The 23,188-nt window shown below is 71.1% G+C and carries 17 protein-coding genes, 3 tRNA genes and 1 pseudogene; 9 read left to right on the forward strand and 12 right to left on the reverse strand.

What is annotated here, in order from left to right; genetic code table 11:
• Nucleotides 1–732: 732 nt before the first annotated feature.
• Together H4687_RS46415 and H4687_RS46420 are read right to left on the reverse strand one after the other, a co-directional pair.
• Nucleotides 733–1,536, reverse strand: coding sequence for a nuclear transport factor 2 family protein (locus tag H4687_RS46415; RefSeq protein WP_234317518.1), 804 nt, complete (start codon nt 1,534–1,536; stop codon nt 733–735).
• Nucleotides 1,525–2,460, reverse strand: a pseudogene (locus H4687_RS46420) (NADP-dependent oxidoreductase); the annotation flags it as partial. The pseudogene H4687_RS46420 and the gene H4687_RS46415, both read right to left, overlap by 12 nt.
• Before the next feature lie 90 nt (nt 2,461–2,550).
• Between H4687_RS46420 and H4687_RS15485 the strand changes: the two are divergent.
• From H4687_RS15485 to H4687_RS15500, 3 genes are all read left to right on the forward strand, one after another.
• The gene (locus H4687_RS15485) at nt 2,551–3,558 is read left to right on the forward strand and encodes a GlxA family transcriptional regulator (RefSeq protein ID WP_373560677.1); all 1,008 of its coding nucleotides are present in this window, start codon (nt 2,551–2,553) and stop codon (nt 3,556–3,558) included.
• A 184-nt stretch (nt 3,559–3,742) separates the two neighbouring features.
• Nucleotides 3,743–3,871, forward strand: coding sequence for a hypothetical protein (locus tag H4687_RS47510; RefSeq protein WP_264086499.1), 129 nt, complete (start codon nt 3,743–3,745; stop codon nt 3,869–3,871).
• Between the two features lie 124 nt (nt 3,872–3,995).
• Entirely contained in the window at nt 3,996–4,529 is a 534-nt protein-coding gene (locus H4687_RS15500; RefSeq protein WP_233443352.1) for a hypothetical protein, read from the forward strand.
• 72 nt (nt 4,530–4,601) lie between these two features.
• On the opposite strand, the gene H4687_RS15505 is transcribed toward H4687_RS15500, so the two are convergent.
• The 4 genes from H4687_RS15505 to H4687_RS15520 all read right to left on the reverse strand — a co-directional run bounded on the left by H4687_RS15505 (nt 4,602) and on the right by H4687_RS15520 (nt 6,024).
• Nucleotides 4,602–4,958: a TetR-like C-terminal domain-containing protein gene (locus tag H4687_RS15505; protein WP_046918974.1), complete on the reverse strand. Its 357-nt coding sequence runs from the start codon at nt 4,956–4,958 to the stop codon at nt 4,602–4,604.
• Nucleotides 4,959–5,623: 665 nt separating this feature from the next.
• Nucleotides 5,624–5,697: transfer RNA gene (locus H4687_RS15510), tRNA-Ile, on the reverse strand.
• Nucleotides 5,698–5,872: 175 nt separating this feature from the next.
• Nucleotides 5,873–5,945 (reverse strand) — tRNA-Asn (locus H4687_RS15515).
• Nucleotides 5,946–5,951: 6 nt separating this feature from the next.
• Nucleotides 5,952–6,024, reverse strand: a tRNA-Asn gene (locus tag H4687_RS15520).
• Nucleotides 6,025–6,198: 174 nt separating this feature from the next.
• On the opposite strand from H4687_RS15520, the gene H4687_RS15525 reads away from it, so the two are divergent.
• The 4 genes from H4687_RS15525 (at nt 6,199) to H4687_RS15540 (ending at nt 11,831) form a co-directional block, all read left to right on the forward strand.
• On the forward strand, nt 6,199–6,504 hold the full coding sequence (locus H4687_RS15525; RefSeq protein ID WP_037726468.1) for a hypothetical protein: 306 nt from the start codon (nt 6,199–6,201) through the stop codon (nt 6,502–6,504).
• Nucleotides 6,505–6,573: 69 nt separating this feature from the next.
• Nucleotides 6,574–8,028: an FGGY family carbohydrate kinase gene (locus tag H4687_RS15530; protein ID WP_078907153.1), complete on the forward strand. Its 1,455-nt coding sequence runs from the start codon at nt 6,574–6,576 to the stop codon at nt 8,026–8,028.
• 135 nt (nt 8,029–8,163) lie between these two features.
• Nucleotides 8,164–9,897, forward strand: coding sequence for an ABC transporter ATP-binding protein (locus tag H4687_RS15535; protein ID WP_050398250.1), 1,734 nt, complete (start codon nt 8,164–8,166; stop codon nt 9,895–9,897).
• Nucleotides 9,897–11,831 (forward strand): ABC transporter ATP-binding protein, encoded by a 1,935-nt coding sequence (locus tag H4687_RS15540; protein ID WP_097250224.1) that lies wholly within the window; start codon nt 9,897–9,899, stop codon nt 11,829–11,831. The genes H4687_RS15535 and H4687_RS15540 overlap by 1 nt, the downstream gene beginning before the upstream one ends.
• Nucleotides 11,832–11,967: 136 nt before the next feature.
• On the opposite strand, the gene H4687_RS15545 is transcribed toward H4687_RS15540, so the two are convergent.
• The 5 genes from H4687_RS15545 to H4687_RS15565 all read right to left on the reverse strand — a co-directional run bounded on the left by H4687_RS15545 (nt 11,968) and on the right by H4687_RS15565 (nt 19,220).
• The gene (locus tag H4687_RS15545; RefSeq protein WP_046914544.1) at nt 11,968–13,263 is read right to left on the reverse strand and encodes an RNA polymerase sigma factor; all 1,296 of its coding nucleotides are present in this window, start codon (nt 13,261–13,263) and stop codon (nt 11,968–11,970) included.
• A 214-nt stretch (nt 13,264–13,477) separates the two neighbouring features.
• On the reverse strand, nt 13,478–15,379 hold the full coding sequence (dnaG, locus tag H4687_RS15550) for a DNA primase (RefSeq protein ID WP_046914543.1): 1,902 nt from the start codon (nt 15,377–15,379) through the stop codon (nt 13,478–13,480).
• A 112-nt stretch (nt 15,380–15,491) separates the two neighbouring features.
• Nucleotides 15,492–16,757, reverse strand: a complete 1,266-nt coding sequence (locus H4687_RS15555; RefSeq protein ID WP_046914542.1) for an NAD(P)/FAD-dependent oxidoreductase — start codon at nt 16,755–16,757, stop codon at nt 15,492–15,494.
• Between the two features lie 104 nt (nt 16,758–16,861).
• Nucleotides 16,862–18,208: a deoxyguanosinetriphosphate triphosphohydrolase gene (locus tag H4687_RS15560; protein ID WP_050398249.1), complete on the reverse strand. Its 1,347-nt coding sequence runs from the start codon at nt 18,206–18,208 to the stop codon at nt 16,862–16,864.
• Nucleotides 18,209–18,359: 151 nt separating this feature from the next.
• Entirely contained in the window at nt 18,360–19,220 is an 861-nt protein-coding gene (locus tag H4687_RS15565) for a sirohydrochlorin chelatase (protein WP_050398248.1), read from the reverse strand.
• A gap of 344 nt (nt 19,221–19,564) precedes the next feature.
• On the opposite strand from H4687_RS15565, the gene H4687_RS15570 reads away from it, so the two are divergent.
• Entirely contained in the window at nt 19,565–20,179 is a 615-nt protein-coding gene (locus tag H4687_RS15570; RefSeq protein ID WP_225967540.1) for a SanA/YdcF family protein, read from the forward strand.
• A 7-nt stretch (nt 20,180–20,186) separates the two neighbouring features.
• Here H4687_RS15570 and H4687_RS15575 read toward each other — a convergent pair whose 3' ends face one another.
• The gene (locus H4687_RS15575; RefSeq protein ID WP_046919344.1) at nt 20,187–20,714 is read right to left on the reverse strand and encodes a hypothetical protein; all 528 of its coding nucleotides are present in this window, start codon (nt 20,712–20,714) and stop codon (nt 20,187–20,189) included.
• 332 nt (nt 20,715–21,046) lie between these two features.
• Between H4687_RS15575 and H4687_RS15580 the strand changes: the two genes are divergently transcribed.
• Nucleotides 21,047–23,176: a molybdopterin oxidoreductase family protein gene (locus tag H4687_RS15580; protein ID WP_046919343.1), complete on the forward strand. Its 2,130-nt coding sequence runs from the start codon at nt 21,047–21,049 to the stop codon at nt 23,174–23,176.
• Nucleotides 23,177–23,188: the final 12 nt, after the last annotated feature.

Here is a 23,188-nt window from a genome sequence, read left to right on the forward strand (position 1 = left end):
AAGGTCCCCAGGCAGCCACTTCCGCTGACCTGCGTCCCATCAGCGTCCCAACTTCGGCGTCCACTCGCTCGCAGAGCCCTCCTGCGGCGGCTTGCGCCGGCAGTGGGCTGATACGTGTATGCCGGTCAGAGCGGTTCCAACCAACACCGATCACCACGCCCTTTGAACTCACCAGCAGCGGATTTCCCTTCCAACGCGCAGAGGCCCCGACCCTCTACTCCGGGCGGAGCCTCTGCGGCCATTTCCGCAGGCCAAACGCTGCCTCGTCACCCTATCCAGCTCAGTAGCCTTCTCCCAGGGCGAGCTGACGGGATCGGGGGACGTCTGACCCTCGGGTGGTCGGCCCTGTGTCGGTCGACCGCGGTCGGGCTTCCGGGCGCCGTGCCGCCGGCTGATCGCTGCTGCCGTGCGCCAGCGCGCGCTTCAGTTCCTCGACGAGTAACCAGCCGCGCGCGAAAGGCGAACGGCACGTCCTGGGCGTGTCCCCCACCCCCGAAGAACCACTTGAGTGGGGCCCGGGGTGGCGGCCGGCGGCCGGCTGGACGAGTGAAGGAGGCGCGGGGCCCGATACGGGCGAGAGCGCAAGCAGGAGACGCGGCGGCGGATCATCGAGACGGCTGGGCGTCGGTTCGGGAGCGACGGGATCGACGGCTCGGGGATCGCCGCGCTGATGGCCTGATGCCGGTCGCTCTTGTGGGGGCTGGACACGATTCGCCCCGCCCCCGGCGGCTGTCAGAACATCGTGTTGTCGTTGGCGGCGGTCTCGGGCACGGCCTGTTCGGAGTTCCAGTGCTCGACGATCCTGGCATCGCGGACCCGGAAGAGGTCGATGACCGACCGGCCACGCTCGCCCGGCGTGTCGACGTAGTGGCTGTGCACGGCGACCAGGTCGCCTTCGGCGATGACGCGTTTCGGTGTGACACTCGACTGCGGGAACTTGTCGAAGTAGCTGCCCAGGTCGGCCTTGAGGCCGGCCGCGCCGTCGGAGATGTTCGGGCTGTGTTCGTGGTAGTCGGCGCCGACGTAGGCGTCGATGGCGGTCAGGTCCTTGCGGACCAGCAGCTGGTCGACGAACGCGGTGACCAGTTCCTTGTGGTAGGCGGTGAACCAGCGCTGCCCGACCGCGTCGGTCCGCGGCTCGCTGAGCGTGGCGAACATGTCGTTGCCGCTGGCCGTGCTGGCGGGCACTTCCTGAATGACGTCCCAGTGCTCGGCGATCTTGCCGTCCTGGAAGCGGAACAGGTCGAACACGGCCAGACCCTCGGTGCCCGGCACCATGACGTAGCGGGAGTGCAGCAGCACCAGATCGCCGTCGGTGATGATCCGGCGGGGCTCGAAGGCGGCCTGCGGGAACTGCTGTCGCATGGCGCCGCTGAAGTACTTGAGGGCGTCGGCTCCGTCGGGCGCCAGGGGGTTGTGCTGGATGTAGGAATCGGGCCGCACGACCCGATCGACGATGGCCGTGTCCCCGAGGACGAACACGTCATGCAGCAGTTGGCTGGCAAGTTGCGCCTTGCTGTCTCGGACGGTCAGCACGATCTTGCCGGTGGTGCGGCCGGTCTCGCCGAGCGTGTGCGCCTTCGCGGCCTCGGCGAGCGGGAAGGTGGCGTCGACGTGGGCGCGCAGTGCGCCGGTCTCGACGAGGGCGGCGATGGCCTGCATGCCGGCGTGGTCGGCCTCGACCAGCAGCGACTCGTAGCGGATCCCCCGCTCGGCGATCGCCGCCAGTTCGCCGGCGTCGACGGGTACCGGAAGGATCGAGACGAGGGTGCCGCCCGGGCGCAGCACGGCCACGGATCGGGCGCGGGCGGCGGAGTCACGGGAGATCGGGTCGAGGACCACGTCGATGTCGCTGAGCACCTCGGTGAAGTCGACGCTGTGGTAGTCGATGACCTCGTCGGCACCGAGGGATCGCAGGAAGTCGTGTTTGGCGGCGCTGGCGGTGCCGATCACGTACGCGCCGCGGTCCTTGGCGATCTGGACGGCGAGGTGACCGACGCCGCCGGCCGCCGCGTGGATCAGGACTCGCTGCCCGGCCCGGACGCCGGCGGTGTCGACCAGTGCCTGGTAGGCGGTCAGCGCGGCCAGCGGCAGCGCACCCGCCTGGACGTGGTCGATGCCGGCGGGCTTGTGCGTGAAGACGCGGGCCGGCCCGGTCACGTACTCGGCGTGCGAGCCGACTCCGCCCGGGTAGGGCAGCATGCCGAAGACCTCGTCGCCGGGCTTGAACAGCGTGACGCCCACGCCGACGGCCTCGATGACGCCGGAGACGTCCCAGCCGAGCACCAGCGGCATCCGGGCGATGGTCGCGGACTGGGCACGGTTCCCCCAGTCGGTCGGGTTGACCCCGGCCGCGTGGACGGCGACCAGGATCTCGCTCACCCCTGGCGCCGGTTTGGGCAGCAGGGTCTCCTGCAGCACGTCGGGGGCGCCGTAGGTGTCCTGGCTGATGGCTCGCATGGTCTCGGTGTCCGTCATGGGCCCAGCCTGGCCGCCGTCACAGGCCCCTACAATGGCGTGATCGCCAATTTTCGACGGGATCCTGCCGTGATCAAGGTGCACCGGGTCGTTGTCCTCGCCTCACACGGGGTGTACCCGTTCGACCTGGGCATTCCCCACCGCGTCTTCGGCGCCGCGGACGGCCGCTACGAGGTCGTGACCTGCACCATCGACGGTCACCCGGTGCGCACCAACGCGGACTTCTCCATCAGCGTCGATCATGGCCCGGAGGCGTTGCGCACCGCCGACACCGTCATCATCGCGCCGTTCCACACCGGCAACCCCCGCCGGCAGACGTCGGTCGACCTGGCGCAAGTCCTCGCGTACGTGGCCCCCGGCACCCGGATCGTGTCGACCTGCACCGGCGCCTTCGTGCTGGCCGCGGCGGGGCTGCTCGACGGGCACCGGGCCACCACGCACTGGCACGCCACGGGCCTCTTCCGGGAGTGGTACCCGCAGGTGGAACTCGACCCGAACGTCCTGTTCGTCGACGAAGGCGACGTGCTGACCTCGGCCGGTGCCGCTGCCGGCATCGATGTCTGCCTGCACCTTGTCCGCAAGGACCACGGCAGCGAGATCGCCAACCGTGTGGCCCGCACCTGCGTCGTCCCCCCGTGGCGCGACGGAGGCCAGGCGCAGTACATCGAACACCCGGTCCCCGACGCAACGGCGAACGACACGTCCGCCGCCCGGCAGTGGGCGCTGCAGAACCTGCACAAGCCGCTGACGCTGAGCGACCTTGCCGAGCAGTCGAACATGAGCCAGCGCACCTTCGCCCGCCGCTTCAAAGAAGAAGTCGGCTTGAGCCCCGGACGCTGGCTCATCCAGCAACGCGTCGACCGGGCCCGGCAGTTGCTGGAATCCACCGACCTGCCGGTCGACGAGATCGCCGGCCAGGTCGGCTTCGCCGGCGGCACCTCGCTGCGCGAACACCTGCACGCCGCCATCGGCGTCACACCACTGGCCTACCGGCGCACCTTCCGAGGCCCACTGGCAACGAGCCGTGCCGCCGCGGCGGATGCCCGGCGGGACGGTCAAGTATGTGGCCCTGGATCGTAAAATTATGTACGCCATACCATCAGCTGTACCGGGGACCGATATCGGTCGCGGGTATGACAGCAAACGCACCCGTGAGTCGAGCTGTGTCCTGACACGCTGATCCTCAACCCGGGCCGGCACCGAAATCGCCGCCCGCGCCAAGGGCGTCGACAACGGCATCGCCGACGTCGCCACCGTGGGCTCGATGGCCCTCGCCGACCCCGACCTGGTCGAGCGCATCCGCGCCGGCGCACCCCTGAGCACCCCCGACCCCGCCACCTTCTACGACGGCGGCACGGCCGGCTACACCGACTACCCGGCCTACGCCGCCTGACCGGAACGCCTTGTGCCCGAGGAAGTCGCCTTCCTCGGGCACTTCGGCGTACGTACGACCCAGTCGGGCACCGGTGTACCGGCGATGACCGCGAGGTCGCGCCGCGCGGCTCCGATCCCCGCTGGTGAAGCAGTTCGGCGGGCTGCGGCCCGGCCGCGTGGGACTCGAGGATCCGCAGTCCGCCCGCGGCCAAGCGATCGGGCTCTTCACGATGATGGTGGGAACGCTGCAGCTGTCCCGCGCGCTCTCCGACCGGAAGTTCTCCGACGAGGTCCTCGAGCTGGGAATCGAGAACACCGGCCTCGAACAGATCGTGCGCCGGTACCTGTCCCCCTGGCACCGTGACAGCCGTGACCTCGGCTGCCCCTCCGCCGCCCTGCTCGACGAGATAGGGCGCTGCACCCACCCGGCCAGGCTGGCTTACACCGAGGGCGTACTGGTGGTCGCCGACGGCATCGCCGCCCGCCTGGCGCCGGGCGACCCACTCCCGGTCCGCACCATGGCACTCGGCGCGTACGCCATGATGGCCGGCACGCTCCAGCTCGCACGAGCCCTCGCCGACCCGCATCTCGCCGATCAAGTCCTCGAACAGGGCATCCGCAACGCCCTCGCCCTCCTCGGCGTCGAGCACGAAGGGGACACCAGGACGGCGCACTGACAGACGTACACACGGACGCCGCGGAGCGCGCGCCGCGCCCTCCGCCTGCCGGTGACGATGCACGAATGGCCGTCAGAGCAAGGGCATGAGGACGTCGCCGACGATCGCCGCGATGTCGTCGCCGCTGACCCGCCGGTCGCGGACAAGCCCCCAGTGGAGCAGCAGAGCGACGGCGGCGGAGACCGCCATCGAGCGACCTCCTGATGGATCGGCCTGGCGCGGGGGCAGATCGCCGCGCTCCACCGCGTGTGCCAGCACGCCCTCGATGACCTGGTGCAGGGAGTCGACATATCGCCGCCTGATGAGACCGCACAATTCCGGCTCCTGGCGAGCCGTGTCATGCAGGGCCTCCGCGGCGAGCTCCGCCCGGGACTTCCAGCGCCGGTACACGTTCGCATCGCGGACCGTGATGTGGTCCGGCCGTGCCACGCCCCCGCCCGGAGGGATTCCAGCGGTCGTTGCAACACGTGGTCAGTGTGAGGCGGTCGTGAGGAGTGTATGCAGGCGCTCGGCTGTGGTTTCCCAGCCGAGCGTCTTGCGTGGTCGGCCGTCGAGTTCGGCGGCGACGGCGTCGAGGGGCTGCGCTCCAGCTCGGCCGCGATCCTCCTCAACGGCGCCAGATGGTGCGCTGACCGCACGTGGCTCAGCCTTGACGAACGCGGTGCGCCGTCCACGGGACCGTTTCCTCTTCGGGCCGTTTCCCTGACCTCGGGCCTGTCTGCCCGACGCACACATCCGCGCCGCCTCCAGTGCCGGCCCGGCACTCGACCGTCCGCACGGTGGACGGCAGCTCCATGCCTCCGAACCAGCAAACGGGACAACGAAATCGGCCCGGAAACACTCTCGGCCTGACCCCGGCCGCGCCCTCCCGGCCCCTGTATGGCCCCTGGGTCTTGGGGACGACCCGCAGCGCAGTCGCCCGGACCGAGAGCGGCAACCTTAGACAACTACTCCGCCGCAGGTCAGAGGGGTTGGATCTCCCCGGAACGCTGCCGGACCTCAAACCTACGAGCAGCGGATTCAGCCCGCTCAGGCAAAGTTGACGCTCCGCCAGGACAAAATGAACGTTTCCGCAGGTCAGAGACCTACTGAAGTGGGGCGGGTGGGACTCGAACCCACGGCCGACGGATTATGAGTCCGCTGCTCTAACCGGCTGAGCTACCGCCCCGTACGGCGTGTCGCGTACATGTGTGCGCGCCGTCTGCCGCAGCATAGCCGCTCATACGATCTCCTGCTTCGGATGGTCGGCCTTCGCATGCGCTTGTTGACCTTGAGGACTTCGGCGGCGCGCACGCGGTTCCCCCGGACATGAAAAAGGACCCCGACGGGGCCCCTCCTCACTGCTCTCCCGACTGGACTCGAACCAGTAACCTGCCGGTTAACAGCCGGCTGCTCTGCCAATTGAGCTACGGAAGATCGAAGCTCCCCCGACTGGACTCGAACCAGTAACCTGCCGGTTAACAGCCGGCTGCTCTGCCAATTGAGCTACGGAGGATTGCCTCGCTGCATCGAACGTGACTCCCTGGGTATTCGCCAGGGGGCGTGCGCTCGCTGCGACACATACATTAGCGCAAGCAGGGGGGTGCTCCGCCAATCGGTATCCCCCGCGCCCGTCGCGCGCGCAGGGCACGCAAGGGACCGACGCAGACGTAAGGGAAGGGTGGCCGCCATGCGCTATCGGCTCACGTTCTTTGCCGGACTGGCCCTGGGCTACGTACTCGGGACGAAGGCCGGACGCGAACGCTACGAGCAGTTGAAGAAGTCCGCGCGACAGGTCGCGCAGAACCCCGCCGTGCGCAACACCGCCGAGTCGGCCGCCCAGCAGGGGCGCGTCTACGCGGGCAAGGCGTACCACGTGGTCAGCGAGAAGGTCGGGGACCGTGTGCCCGACCTGGTCGCCGAGCGGGTTCGCTCGCTGCGTGAACGCAACGCGAACGGCTCCGCCGCGGACGACTGGGGAACGAGCAATACCTAGGGACCGGATCGGGTCGGCCGGACCGACGCGCGGCGCCCCCACCCCTTCCGGTGCGGCAGAATTTCCGCCATGGGGATAGTCGCCGGGCTGGACAGTTCGCCCGATTTTACGCGCATTGTCGTCTGTGACTCGGACACAGGGGCCGTGCTCAGGCAGGGGTATGCCCCGCACCCGCTGGAGCCGGCGGAGGGCGGGGGGCGTCCGGCGGACGTCGACCCGCAGGCCTGGCTGCTGTCCCTGGGCGAGGCGGCCACCGGTGGGCTGCTGGAGGGTGTGCAGGCGATCGGGGTCTCGTCCCAGCAGAACGGGCTGATCGCGCTGGACGCACAGGGCAACAGCGTGCGTCCGGCGATGGTCGGCGCCGACAAGCGGACCCAGGTCGCGGCGGCCGACCTCGTCGACGCGCTCGGGGGACGCGGCGCGTGGGCGGAGGCCGTCGGCTGCGTACCGGGAGCCGCTCAGCCGGTGACGAAGCTGCGCTGGATGAGCCGTACGGAACCGGATGCCGCGATGCGGACGGCCGTCCTGCTGCAGGCGCACGACTGGCTGGTCTGGCAGTTGCTGGGGCGGCCGGTCAGAAGGACGACGGACCGGGGCGGGGCGTCCGGGACCGGGTACTGGAACGCGGCGACCGGGCAGTACCGCACGGACCTCGTCGAGATGGCGCTCGGGCACCAGGTCATGCTGCCGGAGGTGCTCGGCCCCTCCGACGCCGCCGGGACGACGCCGGAGGGGCTCCTCATCTCCGCCGGCACCGGGGAGACCATGGCCGCCGCGTTCGGACTCGGCATCGGGCTCGGGGACGCGGTCGTGTCGCTGGGGGCCTCCGGATCGGTCATGGCCGTGCACACGACGGCGCTCGTCGACTCCTCCGGGATGATCACCTCGCTGGCCGACGCGACCGGGATGCATCTGCCGGTCGTCACCACGCTCAACGCCGTACGGACCTTGCGCGGGGCCGTCGATCTGCTGGGCGTGCCCGATCTGGAGGCGCTGTCCGACCTGGCGATGAAGTCGACGCCGGGGTCGCACGGGCTGGTGATGCTGCCGTACCTGGAGGGCGAGCGGACGCCGAACCTTCCGCACACGGCGGGGACGCTGGCCGGGCTGCGGCGGGAGTCGATGAAGCCGGAGCACTTCGCGCGGGCCGCGTTCGAGGGCATGCTGTGCGGGCTCGCGGACGCGCTGGACGTGCTGCGCGGCCGGGGTGTCGACGTACGGCGGATCTTCCTGCTGGGCGCGGCGGCGGAGCTGCCGGCGGTGCAGGCGGCGGCGCCGGCGCTGTTCGGGGTGCAGGTGGTGGTGCCGCAGCCGGCGGACTACGCGGCGGTGGGCGCGGCGCGGCAGGCCGCGTGGGCGCTCGGGGTCTCGCAGGGGGCGCTCGATCCGCGTACACCACCGATGTGGCCGGGGGCGGCGGCACAGGTGCTGGACCCCGGGGACGAGCTGGCGGTGGGGCAGGCGGTACGGCAGCAGTACGTGGCGGTGCGTGAGCAGACGCATCCCGGGGCGTTCCGGGCATGAGGACCCGGCTCCCGGCCGCGCGGTCCGGTCACCGGAGCTTCACCGTCGGGTTAATTCGGTTGAGGTAACGCGGGGGGAGTGTTCGACGATGGGGGGTGGTGCGTCCCGAACCCCGTCGACTCCGAGAGATCTCGCGTGCTCATACGATTGCTGAGAAGTCATCTTCGTCCTTACCGGACACCGATCACCCTGCTGGTGCTGCTGCAGTTCGTGCAGACGTGCGCCACGCTCTACCTGCCCACACTGAACGCGGACATCATCGACAAGGGCGTGGTGGAGGGGGACACGGGCTACATCCTGTCCTTCGGCGCGCTCATGATCGGCATCTCGCTGGTGCAGGTCGTCTGCAACATCGGGGCCGTGTACTACGGCGCCCGCACCGCCTCGGCGGTCGGCCGGGACATCCGGGCGGCCGTGTTCGACCGGGTGCAGTCGTTCTCGGCGCGTGAGGTCGGTCACTTCGGGGCCCCGTCGCTGATCACGCGGACGACGAACGACGTGCAGCAGGTGCAGATGCTGGTGCTCATGACGTTCACGCTGGTGGTGTCGGCGCCGATCATGTGCGTCGGCGGCATCGTGCTGGCGCTCGGGCTGGACGTGCCGCTGTCGGGGGTGCTCCTCGCCGTCGTACCGGTGCTCGGCATCTCCGTCAGCCTGATCGTGCGCCGGCTGCGCCCCCTGTTCCGGGCCATGCAGGTGCGGCTGGACACCGTGAACCGGGTACTGCGGGAGCAGATCACCGGCAACCGGGTGATCCGAGCCTTCGTACGGGACGACTACGAGAAGGACCGGTTCCGGAAGGCGAACGCCGAGCTGACGGAGGTGTCCCTGGGCACCGGGCGGATGCTCGCCCTGATGTTCCCGATCGTGATGACCGTCATCAACCTGTCGTCGATCGCCGTGGTCTGGTTCGGCGCCCATCGCATCGACAGCGGCGGGATGGAGATCGGCGCGCTCACCGCGTTCCTCGCCTATCTGATGCAGATCGTGATGGCGGTGATGATGGCCACCTTCATGTTCATGATGATGCCGCGCGCGGAGGTGTGCGCCGAGCGCATCCAGGAGGTGCTCGACACCGACACCAGTGTGGTGCCGCCGGTCGCGCCCGTCCGGGAGCTGCGGCGGCACGGGTTCCTGGAGGTGCGGGGCGCGGGCTTCCGCTATCCGGGCGCCGAGGAGCCGGTCCTCCGGTCGATCGAGGTCGTCGCTCGGCCCGGTGAGACGACCGCCGTCATCGGGTCCACGGGCAGCGGGAAGTCCACGCTGCTGGGGCTCGTCCCCCGGCTGTTCGACGTCACCGAGGGCGAGGTGCTGGTGGACGGCGTCGACGTACGGACGCTCGATCCGCAACTGCTGGCCAGGACCGTGGGGCTGGTGCCGCAGAAGCCGTACCTCTTCTCGGGGACCGTGGCGACGAACCTGCGGTACGGCAATCCCGACGCCACCGACGAGGAGTTGTGGCACGCGCTGGAGGTGGCGCAGGCCAAGGAGTTCGTGGAGCGGCTGGAGAACGGGCTGGACTCCCCCATCGCACAGGGCGGGACGAACGTGTCCGGGGGGCAGCGGCAGCGGCTCGCGATCGCGCGGACGCTGGTGCAGCGGCCGGAGATCTACCTGTTCGACGACTCGTTCTCCGCGCTGGACTACGCGACCGACGCCGCCCTGCGCGCGGCGCTGGGGCGGGAGACCGCCGAGGCGACCGTGGTGATCGTGGCCCAGCGGGTGGCGACCATCCGGGACGCCGACCGCATCGTCGTCCTCGACGAGGGCCGGGTCGTCGGCACCGGACGCCACCACGAGCTGATGGCGCAGAACGAGACCTACCGGGAGATCGTCCTCTCCCAGCTCACGGAAGCGGAGGCAGCCTGATGGCCGGGCCGTTGGCACGGATGGCGGGGGCCGGGGCTCCCGATCAGCACTCCATGGACTTCAAGGGGTCCGGGAAACGGCTGCTCGCGCAGTTCAGGCCCGAGCGGTTCACGATGTACGCGATGATCGTGTGCGCGGTGCTCAGCGTCGGTCTCTCGGTGCTGGGGCCGTACATCCTCGGCCGGGCGACCGACCTCGTCTTCGCGGGGGTCGTCGGGCGGGAGATGCCGGCGGGTGCCACGAAGGCCGAGGTCCTGGCCTCCATGCGCGAGCGCGGGGAGGGCGCGGTCGCCGACATGCTGTCGGGCACGGACTTCACCCCGGGCAAGGGCATCGATTTCGACGCCGTCGGCGCGGTGCTGCTGGTTGCCCTCGGCATCTTCCTGGTCGCGGGGCTGTTGATGGCCGCGGCGACCCGGCTCTCCAACCGGGCCATCAACCGGACCGTCTACCACATGCGCGAGGAGCTGCAGGCGAAGCTGTCGCGGCTGCCGCTGTCGTACTTCGACCGGCGGCAGCGCGGTGAGGTGCTGAGCCGGGCGACCAACGACATCGACAACATCGGCCAGACGCTCCAGCAGTCCATGGGGCAGCTGGTCAACTCGCTGCTCACCATCATCGGTGTGCTGGTGATGATGTTCTGGGTGTCGCCGCTGCTGGCGCTGGTCGCGCTGGTGACCGTGCCGGTGTCGTTCGTGGTCGCCACCCGCGTCGGCAAGCGGTCGCAGCCGCACTTCGTGGCGCAGTGGCGGGTCACCGGGAAGCTCAACGCGCACATCGAGGAGATGTACACCGGGCACACGCTCGTGAAGGTGTTCGGGCGGCAGGAGGAGTCGGCGCAGCAGTTCGCCGAGGAGAACGAGCGGCTGTACGAGGCCGGGTTCAAGGCCCAGTTCAACAGCGGGATCATGCAGCCGCTGATGTTCTTCGTGTCGAACATCAACTATGTGCTGGTCGCGGTGGTGGGCGGACTGCGGGTCGCTTCCGGTGCCCTGTCCATCGGTGACGTGCAGGCCTTCATCCAGTACTCGCGGCAGTTCTCGATGCCGCTGACGCAGGTCGCCTCGATGGCGAACCTGGTGCAGTCCGGGGTCGCCTCCGCCGAGCGGATCTTCGAGCTGCTCGACGCGGAGGAGCAGGAGGCCGACGCGGTGCCCGGGGTGCGGCCGGAGGAGCTGCGGGGGCGGGTCGCTCTGGAAGGGGTGTCCTTCCGGTACGAGGCCGACAAGCCGCTGATCGAGGATCTGTCGCTGGTGGTCGAGCCCGGCCACACCGTGGCGATCGTGGGGCCGACCGGGGCCGGGAAGACGACCCTGGTGAACCTGTTGATGCGGTTCTACGAGGTCACGGGCGGGCGGATCACCCTGGACGGGGTCGATGTCGCGTCCATGTCCCGGGACGAACTGCGGGACGGGATAGGGATGGTGCTCCAGGACACCTGGCTGTTCGGGGGGACCATCGCGGAGAACATCGCGTACGGGGCGTCCGCCTCGCGGAAGGTGACGCGCGGGGAGATCGAGGAGGCGGCTCGGGCCGCGCACGCGGATCGGTTCGTGCGGACGCTGCCCGAGGGGTACGACACCGTGATCGACGACGAGGGGAGCGGGGTGAGCGCGGGTGAGAAGCAGCTCATCACGATCGCTCGGGCGTTCCTGTCGGATCCGGTGATCCTGGTGCTGGACGAGGCGACGTCTTCGGTGGACACGCGTACCGAAGTGCTGATCCAGAAGGCCATGGCCAAGCTGGCGCACGGGCGTACGTCGTTCGTGATCGCGCATCGGCTGTCGACGATTCGGGATGCGGACACGATCCTGGTGATGGAGAACGGTTCCATCGTGGAGCAGGGGGCGCACGAGGAGCTGTTGGCGGCGGACGGGGCGTATGCGCGGCTGTACAAGGCGCAGTTCGTCGAGGCTGTGGCCGAGGTGGACTGAGGGGGGTGGGCCGAGGGGGGCGTTGTCGGGTGCGGGTGTGTGGGGGCTGGTCGCGCGGTTCCCGCGCCCCTGAGAAGCAGGGGCTGCGCCCACCGCTTCTCAGACCCACCCGAGTCGCGCTCGGCGACGCGCCCCCTCAGTCCAGGTAGCCCCGCAGCTGGTCCGCGAAGGCGTGGTCGCGGAGTTTGTTGAGGGTCTTGGACTCGATCTGCCTGATGCGTTCCCGGGTCACCCCGAAGATGCGGCCGATCTCCTCCAGCGTGCGGGGGCGGCCGTCCGCCAGGCCGTAGCGGAGTTGCACCACCTTGCGTTCGCGTTCGCCGAGGGTGGAGAGGACCGCCTCCAGGTGCTCGCGCAGGAGGAGGAACGCCGCCGACTCCACGGGGCTCGCCGCGTCGCCGTCCTCGATGAGGTCGCCGAGGGCCACGTCGTCCTCCTCGCCCACGGGGGCGTGCAGGGAGACCGGTTCCTGGGCGAGGCGGAGCACCTCGCTGACGCGTTCGGGGGCGAGGTCGAGATGGGCGGCCACCTCGTCCGGCGTGGGCTCGTAACCGCGCTCCTGGAGCATGCGGCGCTGGACGCGGACGACCCGGTTGATCAGCTCGACCACATGGACGGGGACACGGATCGTGCGGGCCTGGTCGGCGAGGGCGCGGGACATGGCCTGACGGATCCACCAGGTCGCGTACGTGGAGAACTTGTAGCCGCGGGCGTAGTCGAACTTCTCGACGGCGCGGATGAGGCCCAGGTTCCCCTCCTGGACCAGATCGAGCATGGTCAGCCCGCGGCCGACGTAACGCTTCGCCACCGACACCACGAGCCGCAGGTTCGCCTCGATGAGGCGGCGCTTGGCCATGCGGCCCATGACGACCAGCTTGTCGAGGTCGAGGGCGAGCCGGGTGTCGAGGTCGGAGGCGTTGCCGAGCCGCTCCTCGGCGAAGAGGCCGGCCTCGACGCGGCGGGCCAGCTCGACCTCCTCCACGGCCGTCAGGAGGGGGATGCGGCCGATCTCGCGCAGGTACTGGCGGAACAGGTCGGAGGACGGGCCACTGGTGTCCGTGCGGACGCGCGGCAGTTCCACGGGCTCGGACTCGGGGAGTTCGGCCGGCCCGTCGAGTTCGGGCGGGTCGTCCGGGGCCGCCTCGGGGTGGTGCGCGGCGCGGCTCTGGGCGGGCACCGCGCCGATGACATCGGTCTGCGCGTCCGGCTCCGCGCCGTCGCCGCCGACGGCCGTACCGGTGTCGTTCTGTACGAGGGTCTGGGTCTGCACGGGGGCGACCTCCAGGAATGTCGCTGCCCGGGCATGCGGCAGCGGTACGTCTGGGATGGCGCGGGCGGCCTCTCCGCCGTCCATCCCGTACTCATCGAGCGGAACCGCGGGGATCTCGGACCCATGGGGGACGGGTCGGCCGCGCTCCGAGGACTCAGGCACCGCCACCCAGTGTGGAGTACGACACACAGCCGCCACGAGGGGCGTGCGGTGACTTTTTGCGTCCGGCCCGTGACCGCGCGGTCACCGTGGCGTACGAGTGCGCTGCTGGGAGGGCCGTGCAGCGCTGGTGGGCCGTTCGGAGCGGGGTGGCTCCGGCGCGGATTGGCATGTGCTCCGGGGACGTGCGCGGCGGGGGGCGCGTGCCGGCACGGGCTCAGAGCGCCTCCGCGCCCCGCTCCCGCAACGCCTGGTCGTACTGCTGGAGCACCCACAACTCGTTCTGTACGGCGGCCAGCTGGGCCGGGTCGCCCTGGGCGGCCGCCCTCGCCAGGCTGCCCTGGACGTCGCGCACCCGGCGCTCCACGGCCCGACGGCGCACGGTGACCAACTGCGCGCCCGCGTACACCTCGTCGACCGTCTTGCGCATGATCGCCTCGACCGCCAGCTCGGTCACCATGGCCCGCACCGTGTCGTCCGGCGCCGCCTCGCGGACCCGGACCAGATACTCCTGCGGGTCCTCGGCGCCGTACTCGACGCCACCGGCCTCGATGATCGCCACGCGGACGGCCGCGTAGGGGGCGGCGGTGAACTCGTCGACCCCGTACGCGTCGAAGGCGGGGGCGACCAACTCCGGGCGCTGGAGGGCGAGTTTGAGGAGTTCGCGCTCGGTGGCGTAGACCGGGTTGCGCAGGGTGAGGGCCGGGCCGGAGGGGGGCCGGGCGGTGGACTCGTACGGCCGGGCCGAGCGCTGTGCGGTGGGGGCGGGGCCCTGGCCGCCCCGGTCGCGGGCCCAGCGGGCGAGCTGGGCGACGCGCTTGACGACGAACTGGGTGTCGAGGATGCCGAGCATGCCGGCGAGCTGTACGGCGACCTCGTGCTGCGCGCCGCTGTTCTTGATGCGGGCCACGACGGGCGCCGCCTCGTCGAGGGCGGAGGCACGGCCCGCCGGGGTCTCCAGGTCGTAGCGGGCGACGATCTGGCGGAGCGCGAACTCGAAGAGCGGGGTGCGGGGTTCGGTCAGTTCGACCACCGCGTCGTCGCCCTTGGCCAGGCGCAGCTCGCAGGGGTCCATGCCGTCCGGGGCGATGGCGATGTAGGTCTCGGCGGCGAACTTCTGGTCGTCCTCGAAGGCGCGCAGGGCCGCCTTCTGACCGGCCGCGTCGCCGTCGAAGGTGAAGATCACGCGGGCCGAACCGTTGTCCATGAGCAGCCGGCGGAGGATCTTGATGTGGTCGCCGCCGAAGGCCGTGCCGCAGGTGGCGATGGCCGTGGTGACCCCGGCGAGGTGGCAGGCCATCACGTCCGTGTAGCCCTCGACCACGACGGCCCGGCTGGCCTTGGCGATGTCCTTCTTGGCCAGGTCGATGCCGTAGAGGACCTGGGACTTGCGGTAGATCGCCGTGTCCGGCGTGTTCAGGTACTTCGGGCCGTTGTCCGACTCGTAGAGCTTGCGGGCGCCGAAGCCGACCACGTCGCCGCCGATGTCGCGGATGGGCCACATCAGCCGGCCCCGGAAGCGGTCGATGGGGCCCCGGCGGCCCTCCTGGGACAGCCCGGACAGCAGCAGTTCCTTGTCGGCGAAGCCCTTGCCCCGCAGGAAGCGGGTGAGGTGGTCCCAGCCCTGGGGGCTGTAGCCGACGCCGAAGTGGACGGCGGCGGCCTGGTCGAAGCCGCGCTCGGCGAGGAAGATCCGGCCGGTGTCGGCCTCGGGGCTGGTGGCGAGCTGTTCCGCGTACCACTCGGCGGCGATCTTGTGGGCCTCGACCAGGCGGATGCGCTCTCCGCGCTGGTGGGAGGGGTTGTACCCGCCCTCCTCGTAGCGCAGGGTGATGCCGGCCTGGGCGGCGAGGCGCTCGACGGCCTCCGAGAAGGAGAGGTGGTCGACCTTCATCACGAACGTGATGGTGTCGCCGCCCTCCTGGCAGCCGAAGCAGTGGAACAGTCCCTTGCTCGGGCTGACCTGGAACGACGGCGACTTCTCGTCGTGGAAGGGGCAGAGGCCCTTGAGGTTCCCGCCGCCCGCGTTCCGCAGCTGGAGGTACTCGGACACCACGGCGTCGATCGGGACCGCGTCCCGAACCGCCTTCACGTCCTCGTCGTTGATCCGTCCTGCCACGCGGTGATTCTACGGTGGCCCACTGACACGGATGTGCTGCGGAAGGGGCGCGGGGACCCGCGGGGCCGGTCGCACACGGTCCGCGGCCGCCCCGGCCCCCTCCGGCGGTCGGCTAGGCGATCAGGCTCTCCAGCGGTACCTGGGGGTTGGCGAGCGCCTCGACGTCCACGGCGGCCCGGGACCGGATCAGCTTCCGGATCGGCTCGGTGACATCCCACACGTTCACGTTCATCCCGGCGAGCACCCGCCCCTCCTTCACCCAGAACGCGATGAACTCGCGCTTGCCGGCGTCCCCGCGGATCAGCACCTGGTCGTACGACCCGGGCGGCGCCCAGCCCGAGTACTCCATTCCCAGGTCGTACTGGTCGGAGAAGAAGTAGGGCACCCGGTCGTAGGTGACGTCCCTGCCGAGCATCGCGCGCGCGGCGGCCGGGCCGCCGTTGAGCGCGTTGGCCCAGTGCTCGACCCGCAGCCGGGTGCCGAACAGGGCGTGCGGGAAGGAGACGACGTCACCGGCGGCGTAGATGGAGGGGTCGGACGTGCGGAGCTGCGCGTCCACCGCGATGCCCCCGCCCTCGGACCGGTCGGCCAGCTCCAGTCCGGCGGCCTCGGCGAGGCCGACCCGGGGTGCCGCTCCGATGGCCGCGAGGACGTCGTGCGCCGGGTGCTCCTCGCCGGTGTCGGTGCGGGCCGCGAGGACCATGCCGTCCTGGCCGACGATCTCGGTGAGCCGCGCGCCGAACCGGAAGCGGACGCCGTGCTCGCGGTGCAGTTCGGCGAAGAGGTTGCCCAGCTCGGGGCCGAGCACGCCGTGCAGCGGGGTGGGTCCCGGCTCCACGACGGTGACCTCCGCGCCGTACTCGCGGGCCGCGGCGGCAACCTCCAGCCCGATCCAGCCTGCGCCCGCGATCACGAGGTGGCCGTTGTCCCGGCCGAGCGCGGCGAGGACGCCCTTGAGGCGTTCGGCGTGGGCGAGACGGCGCAGATGGTGGACGCCCGCGAGGTCGGTGCCCGGGATGTCCAGGCGGCGGGGCTCGGCGCCGGTCGCCAGCAGGAGGGTGTCGTACTGGACGAGGGTGCCGTCGTCGCCGAAGCGGACGGTCTTGGCCGTACGGTCGATGCGGTCGACGGTCTGGCCGAGGTGCAGCTCGATGTCGTGGCGCGCGTACCAGGACGGTTCGTGGACGAAGACGCTGTCGCGCTCGGTCTTGCCGAGGAGGTAGCCCTTCGACAGCGGCGGGCGCTCGTAGGGGTGGTCCCGTTCGTCGCAGATCAGTATCACACGGCCGGTGAAGCCCTCCGCTCGGAGCGTCTCGGCCGCCTTCGCGCCGGCGAGACCGCCACCGACGATGACGAATGTCTGATCCGCGTCGACCACTTGATGCCTCCTCTTGAGGGTGCGTCCACATGCGAGCGTCCCGCACACAGCGTGATGCGGGAAGAGGGAGTGACCCGATCAGGCCACGGAGGGTCACGTGTCAGTCATATCCCCGTATACCCCTGTCCCGTCCGTCCCGTCAGTCTCGCGTGCAACGTGCGCGCGGAGGGGTCGGTGAGCGAGGCGATCTGGTCGACGATCACCCGCTTGCGGGCACGGTCGTCCGGCGCCTCGTCGAACAGTGCGCGGAACTGGGGTTCGAGCCCCTCCGGTGCGCGGGCGGTGAGCGCCTGCGCCAGTTCGGCGACGACGATCCGCTGGTCGGCGCGGAGCCGTTCCTGCTCGGCGCGCTGCATCACGTACCGGTCGGCGACGGCCTTGAGGACCGCGCACTCCAGGCGCGTCTCGCGCGGGACGACCAGTTCGGCGGCGTACCGGGTGAGGGGGCCGCTGCCGTACGCCTGCCGGGTGGCGCCCTCGGCGGCGAGGCAGAAGCGGCCGATGAGCTGGCTGGTGGCGTCCTTCAACCGGGCCTGGGCGACGGCCGTCCCGTCGTAGCCGTGCGGCCACCACTCCTGGTCGAGGAGGCGGTCGAGGGCCGCGGCGAGCTCGGCCGGCTCGGTGCCGGCGGGGGCGTAGCGGCCGCGCGCGACCTCGAAGACCGCCTGGCGTTCGGGCTCGGCGTGCAGGCAGTTGGGGTCGATGTGGCCCGCGTGCAGGCCGTCCTCGACGTCGTGGACGGAGTACGCCACGTCGTCGGACCAGTCCATGACCTGGGCCTCGAAGGTCGTGCTGGTGCCGGGGGCGTCCTTGCGGACCCAGTCGAACACCGGGCGGTCGTCGTCGTAGACACCGAACTTGGAGGACGCCGGGTCGGTGGGGTGGGCGCCGCGCGGCCAGGGGTACTTGGTGGCGGCGTCCAGGGCGGCGCGGGTGAGGTTGAGGCCGACGCTGACGAGTTCGCCGGTGGCGTCCGAGGGTGCGAAGCGCTTGGGTTCGATCCTCGTCAGCAGGCGCAGGGACTGGGCGTTGCCCTCGAAGCCGCCGCAGTCCTCGGCGAACTCGTTGAGCGCCTGTTCGCCGTTGTGGCCGAACGGGGGGTGGCCGAGGTCGTGTGAGAGGCAGGCCGCCTCGACGAGGTCCGGGTCGCAGCCGAGGGCGGCGCCCAGCTCGCGGCCGACCTGGGCGCACTCCAGGGAGTGGGTCAGGCGGGTGCGGGGGCTGGCGTCCCAGGCGAGGTTGCGGGTGCCGGGGGTGACGACCTGGGTCTTGCCGGCGAGTCTGCGCAGGGCGGCGGAGTGCAGGACGCGGGCGCGGTCGCGTTGGAAGGCGGTGCGGCCGGGGCGTTTGTCGGGCTCGGGGGCGTAGCGCTCCGCGGAGGGCGGGTCGTAGGCGGGCGGGGTGTCGTGGCTCGCGGGGGTGGCGTGGCTGGGGGGTGTGGTGCCTTCCATGATTCGACAGTACGGGGAGGGTGTGACAAATGGGTGCCTACTCGTCTGCCGGGTGCGGCTCTTCGGCGGGTGTGGGTCGGTTCGTGGCCGGTCGCGCAGATCCCCGCGCCCCAGAGGGGGCGCTCCTGCCGCTCGACGCTTCCACGGCCCCCTATGCCGTGGCCAGCGCCGGCAGTGGCCTCGTCCTGCTCGTCAGGGACTCGTCGTAGCGGTGGAGGACCAGGGCCGCCATGGCCGGGTGGGCGCCCAGGGGGGCCGCGGTGATCCAGGGGGCCGCTTCGGCGCATTCCCTGGCGAAGCGGCCGGGGGCGGTGAAGTAGGAGGCCACGGCTATGCGGGTGCGGCCCTGGGCGGTGAGGGCGCGGACGGCTTCGGGGACGGTGGGGGCGGCGGCGGAGGCGTAGGCGGGGAGGACGGGGACGCCGAGGCGGTCGGCGAGGAGGCGGGCCGTGCGGCCGGTGTCCTCGGCGGCCTCGGGGTCGCGGGAGCCGGCGGCGGCGAGCACCACGGCACTGGTGCGGCGGGTGGCGGCGCTCATCCGGGTGCGCCAGCCGGCCTCGACGAGACGGGCGTGCAGGGTCTCCACGAGGAGGGGGTGCGGGCCGAGGGGGGCGGCCATCCGGGTGCGGGCCTCGGCGGCGGCCGCCATCTCGGGGATGTCCTGCTTGACGTGGTAGCCGCGGCTGAGGAGCAGGGGGACGAGGACCGCTTCCCGGTCGCCGAGGGCGGCGAGGGTGTCGGGGAGGAGGGGCTCGTTCAGCTCGATGTGGCCGAGGTGCACGGCGAGGCCGGGGCGCCGCTCGCGGACGCGCTCCATGAGGGTGCGCACGGTCGCCAGGGCGCGCGGGTCCCGGCTGCCGTGGGCCACGAGGACCAGGGCGGGCGGTGCCGGGCGCCGGTTTCCGTCGCGGGAGACGCGGCTGAGCTGGGCGGCCAGCTGGTCGGTGATCAGGTTCATGATGTGCGCCGTACTGTCGAGGTCCGCGTTCGACTTGCTCGTCGTCGCCGTCATGGAGCAATGGTGCCGGGGGGAGGTTGCCTGCCCGTTGCACGGTGGTCACGGGTGTTTTCCAGCGGTTCACCGCGCGGGATGAGGGTGTGTGAACCCACGTGACCTGGCGTTTCCACTCGTTCGAGTGAAGCTTGTCACGCCTGGCGGTGAACCGGAGCGACACGGATGACGTCTTCGTTGGTCGGAAGGACGGGCGTGGTGGGGCCCGTCGGAAACAACCAGGACACATTCGCCGGACGCCTTCGGGGTCCGGGAGACGGGGGTGGGCCGCCGTGAGGCGTGTCGGGCGGGTGGTGCGGCTGCCGCGTACGCGGACGGGCCGGCGGCGGGCCGTGCAGGTGGTGATGCTGCTGTGCGTGCTGGCACTGCTGCCCTCGACATGGATGTTCACGGCGGCCGGCGACCGGCTGCGGAGCACGGCCGACGTGCCGCGCACCGAGGTCGCGATGGTCTTCGGCGCGGGGCTGTGGCAGGGCGAGCCGTCCCCTTACCTCGCGCGCCGGCTGGACGCGGCGGCCGAGCTGTACCGCTCGGGGCGGATCAAGGTGGTGCTGGTCACCGGGGACAACAGCCGCGTGGAGTACGACGAGCCGGACGCGATGCGCGGTTATCTCACCGAGCACGGCGTGCCCGACGACCGCATCGTCAGCGACTACGCCGGCTTCGACACCTGGGACTCCTGCGTCCGCGCCAGGAAGATCTTCGGCGTGGACCGCGCGGTGCTCATCAGCCAGGGCTTCCACATCCGCCGGGCGGTCGCGCTGTGCCAGGAGGCGGGCGTCGCGTCGTACGGCGTCGGCGTGCAGGACCGGCACGACGCGACCTGGTACTACGGGGCCACCCGTGAGCTGTTCGCGGCGGGCAAGGCCTCCCTGGACGCGCTGTTCGAGCCGGACCCCCGTTTCCTCGGTCCCGAGGAAACGGGGGTCTCGAAGGCGCTGGCGTCAGCGGGTCGGTGAGCGCGCGTCAGTGCTGGACGGTGCCCCAGGTGCCCTGGTCCACGGCGCAGCCCCACTTCTTGCCGTCCGTGGTCTTGCCGTGGACGGCGAACTTCACCTCGTAGAGGTCGGTGCGCAGCATGCGGGTGCTGACCTTGAAGGCGGCGCTCTTGCCGGGCTTCAGCGTCTTGGCGGCGACCTTGACGATCTGGTTGGTCTTCTGCGTGATCCTGGCGCCCTTGGTCGTGACCGTCGCCTTGCCGAAGCGCAGGCTCTTGGTGTTGGTCACCTTGAGGCTGACGTCCTTGAAGGTCACCTTCTTGCTGGAGTTCTTGAGACCGAACCGGAGACCGCCGTTGGTCACCCAGTTGTTGTTGTCCACGTAGAACTTCTTCAGGTAGGTGATCTTGATCGGGCAGCTCGCGGCCGCCTGCGTCCCGACGGTGGGCTGCGACCCGGTGGACGCGGCGGACGCCGCACCGGCGAGGCCCAGCTGGGCGGCGGTGAGAGCGCCGGCGGCCCCCAGGACGGCGACGGTGGTGCGCATACGGTTCACGGTGTTTCCTCTTCCCCCTACGGCCCTCGCACGGGCCCTGTGACAGGACGTACGCCACGCCGGGGCTCGCGGCTCGGTCCCCGTTCGATCCCCGTTGTCGGTGGCGCCTGTAGTTCTTAGCACGCACGGGCCGAACACGTGGACGGTAAGTGCTTGCGCGGCCGCCTACGGTGACAGAACCGGGACATCGTCACACCCGTCGTTCACCCCTCGCGCCGCGACGGCGCCGACCGGCTCCTCACGCCGGGCGCGGGCGCGCCGGGAGGTCCCCGTGCCGGTGGCGTAACGGGGAGCGTCCCGGCGCGTAACACGTCCGCCGCACGCTGGGCGGTATGCCGAACTCCGCGACGCCCACCCACTGCCCGTACTGCGCCCTGCAGTGCGGAATGAACCTGACGCCCGGTGCGGACGGGACCGAAGGGGTCGTAGTGGTCACGGAGCGCGCGGACTTCCCGGTGAACCGGGGAGCGCTGTGCGGCAAGGGCCGTACGGCGCCGGCGGTGCTCTCGTCCCGGGTCAGGCTGACCGGTCCCTTGGTCAGAAGGGCGGGCGTCCTGGAGCCCGCCACCTGGGACGAGGCACTCGACCGGATCGCCGAGGGGCTCACCCGCACGCGGACGGAACATGGCCCGGACGCGTGCGGAGTGTTCGGCGGCGGCGGGCTGACGAACGAGAAGGCCTACGCGCTCGGCAAGTTCGCGCGGGTGGTGCTCGGCACCTCGCAGATCGACTACAACGGCCGGTTCTGCATGTCCTCGGCGGCGGCCGCCGGGATGAAGGCGTTCGGGCTCGACCGGGGGCTGCCGTTCCCGCTGGAGGACATCCCGAGGACGGGGTGCGTGATCCTCGTCGGCTCCAATCTCGCGGAGACCATGCCGCCGGCGCTGCGGTATCTGACGGAACTGCGCGAGAACGGCGGCACGTTGATCGTCATCGATCCGCGCCGCACCCGTACGGCCGAACAGGCCGACCTGCATCTGTCGCCGCGTCCCGGCACCGATCTGGCCCTGGCCCTCGGCCTGTTGCACCTGATCGTGGCGGAGGGACGCACGGACGAGGAGTACATCCGCGAGCGGACGAGCGGGTGGGAGGAGGCCCGTGCGGCGGCCATGGCGCACTGGCCGGAGTACGTGGAACGGATCACGGGGGTGTCCGTTCCCGAACTCCGCGAGGCCGTACGGCTGTTCTGCGAGCCGGAGCACGCGATGGTGCTCACCGCGCGCGGACCCGAGCAGCAGTCCAAGGGCACGGACACCGTCGGCGCGTGGATCAACCTCACGCTGGCGACGGGCCGGGCCGGCCGGCCGCTGTCCGGGTACGGCTGCCTCACCGGGCAGGGCAACGGGCAGGGCGGGCGCGAACACGGCCAGAAGGCCGACCAGTTGCCCGGCTACCGCAAGCTCGTCGACCCCGAGGCACGCCGGCACGTCGCCGAGGTGTGGGGCGTGGACCCCGACAGCCTCCCCGGACCGGGCCGCAGCGCGTACGAGCTGCTGGACGCGCTCGGCGGCGACATCAAGTCGCTGCTGCTGATGGGCTCCAACCCGGTGGTGTCGGCGCCGCGTGCCGCGCACATCGAGGACCGGATCAAGTCACTGGACTTCCTGGCCGTGTGCGATGTGGTGCTGTCGGAGACGGCGGCGCTCGCGGACGTCGTGCTGCCGGTGACGCAGTGGGCGGAGGAGACCGGCACGACGACCAATCTGGAGGGCCGGGTGCTGCTGCGGCGGCGCGCGATCAGCCCGCCCGACGGGGTCCGCAGCGATCTGGAGGTCATGCACGGGCTGGCCGACCGGCTGGGCGTGGAGAAGGGCTTCGCGACCGATCCCGAGGAGGTCTTCGAGGAGTTGCGGCGGGCCAGCGCCGGTGGCCCCGCCGACTACTCGGGGATCACCTACCGCCGGCTCGCGGAGGAGAACGGGGTGTTCTGGCCCTGCCCCGCGCCCGTCGGCGACCTGCCCGCCGGCGACCTGCCCGCCGTTCCGGACGCCGAGGCGCACCCCGGCACCCCGCGGCTGTTCCTCGACCGGTTCGCCACGGATGACGGCCGGGCCCGGTTCGTGCCCGTCTCGCACCGGGCGGCGGCCGAGGAGCCGGACGCCGAGTACCCGGTGCTGCTCACCACCGGGCGCGTGGTCGCCCAGTACCAGTCGGGCGCCCAGACCCGGCGGGTCGACGAGCTGAACGCCGCCGCGCCCGGCCCGTTCGTGGAGCTGCACCCCCGGCTGGCCGAGCGGCTCGGCGCGGTGGAGGGTGCCCCGCTGGCCGTGGTCTCCCGCCGGGGCCGGGCGGTGGCCCCGGCGCGCATCACGACCGCCATCCGCCCCGACACGGTCTTCATGCCGTTCCACTGGCCGGGCGAGGGCCGTGCCAACACCCTCACCAACCCGGCCCTCGATCCCACCTCCCGCATGCCGGAGTTCAAGACGTGCGCCGTGCGGGTGGAGACCGTGGGCGAGTGAGGTCGCGCCCGG

Origin of the sequence: Streptomyces stelliscabiei (assembly GCF_014873495.1) — a bacterium.
Taxonomy (GTDB): Bacteria; Actinomycetota; Actinomycetes; order Streptomycetales; family Streptomycetaceae; genus Streptomyces; species Streptomyces bottropensis.

Coding starts and splice junctions, on each gene's coding strand:
- H4687_RS15570 (WP_225967540.1), top strand. CDS start 19,565: ATGCTGCTGTGCGTGCTGGCACTGCTGCCCTCGACATGGATGTTCACG.
- H4687_RS15525 (WP_037726468.1), top strand. CDS start 6,199: ATGCGCTATCGGCTCACGTTCTTTGCCGGACTGGCCCTGGGCTACGTA.
- H4687_RS15530 (WP_078907153.1), top strand. CDS start 6,574: ATGGGGATAGTCGCCGGGCTGGACAGTTCGCCCGATTTTACGCGCATT.
- H4687_RS47510 (WP_264086499.1), top strand. CDS start 3,743: ATGGCCCTCGCCGACCCCGACCTGGTCGAGCGCATCCGCGCCGGCGCA.
- H4687_RS15560 (WP_050398249.1), bottom strand. CDS start 18,208: ATGGAAGGCACCACACCCCCCAGCCACGCCACCCCCGCGAGCCACGAC.
- H4687_RS15580 (WP_046919343.1), top strand. CDS start 21,047: ATGCCGAACTCCGCGACGCCCACCCACTGCCCGTACTGCGCCCTGCAG.
- H4687_RS15540 (WP_097250224.1), top strand. CDS start 9,897: ATGGCCGGGCCGTTGGCACGGATGGCGGGGGCCGGGGCTCCCGATCAG.
- H4687_RS15565 (WP_050398248.1), bottom strand. CDS start 19,220: ATGACGGCGACGACGAGCAAGTCGAACGCGGACCTCGACAGTACGGCG.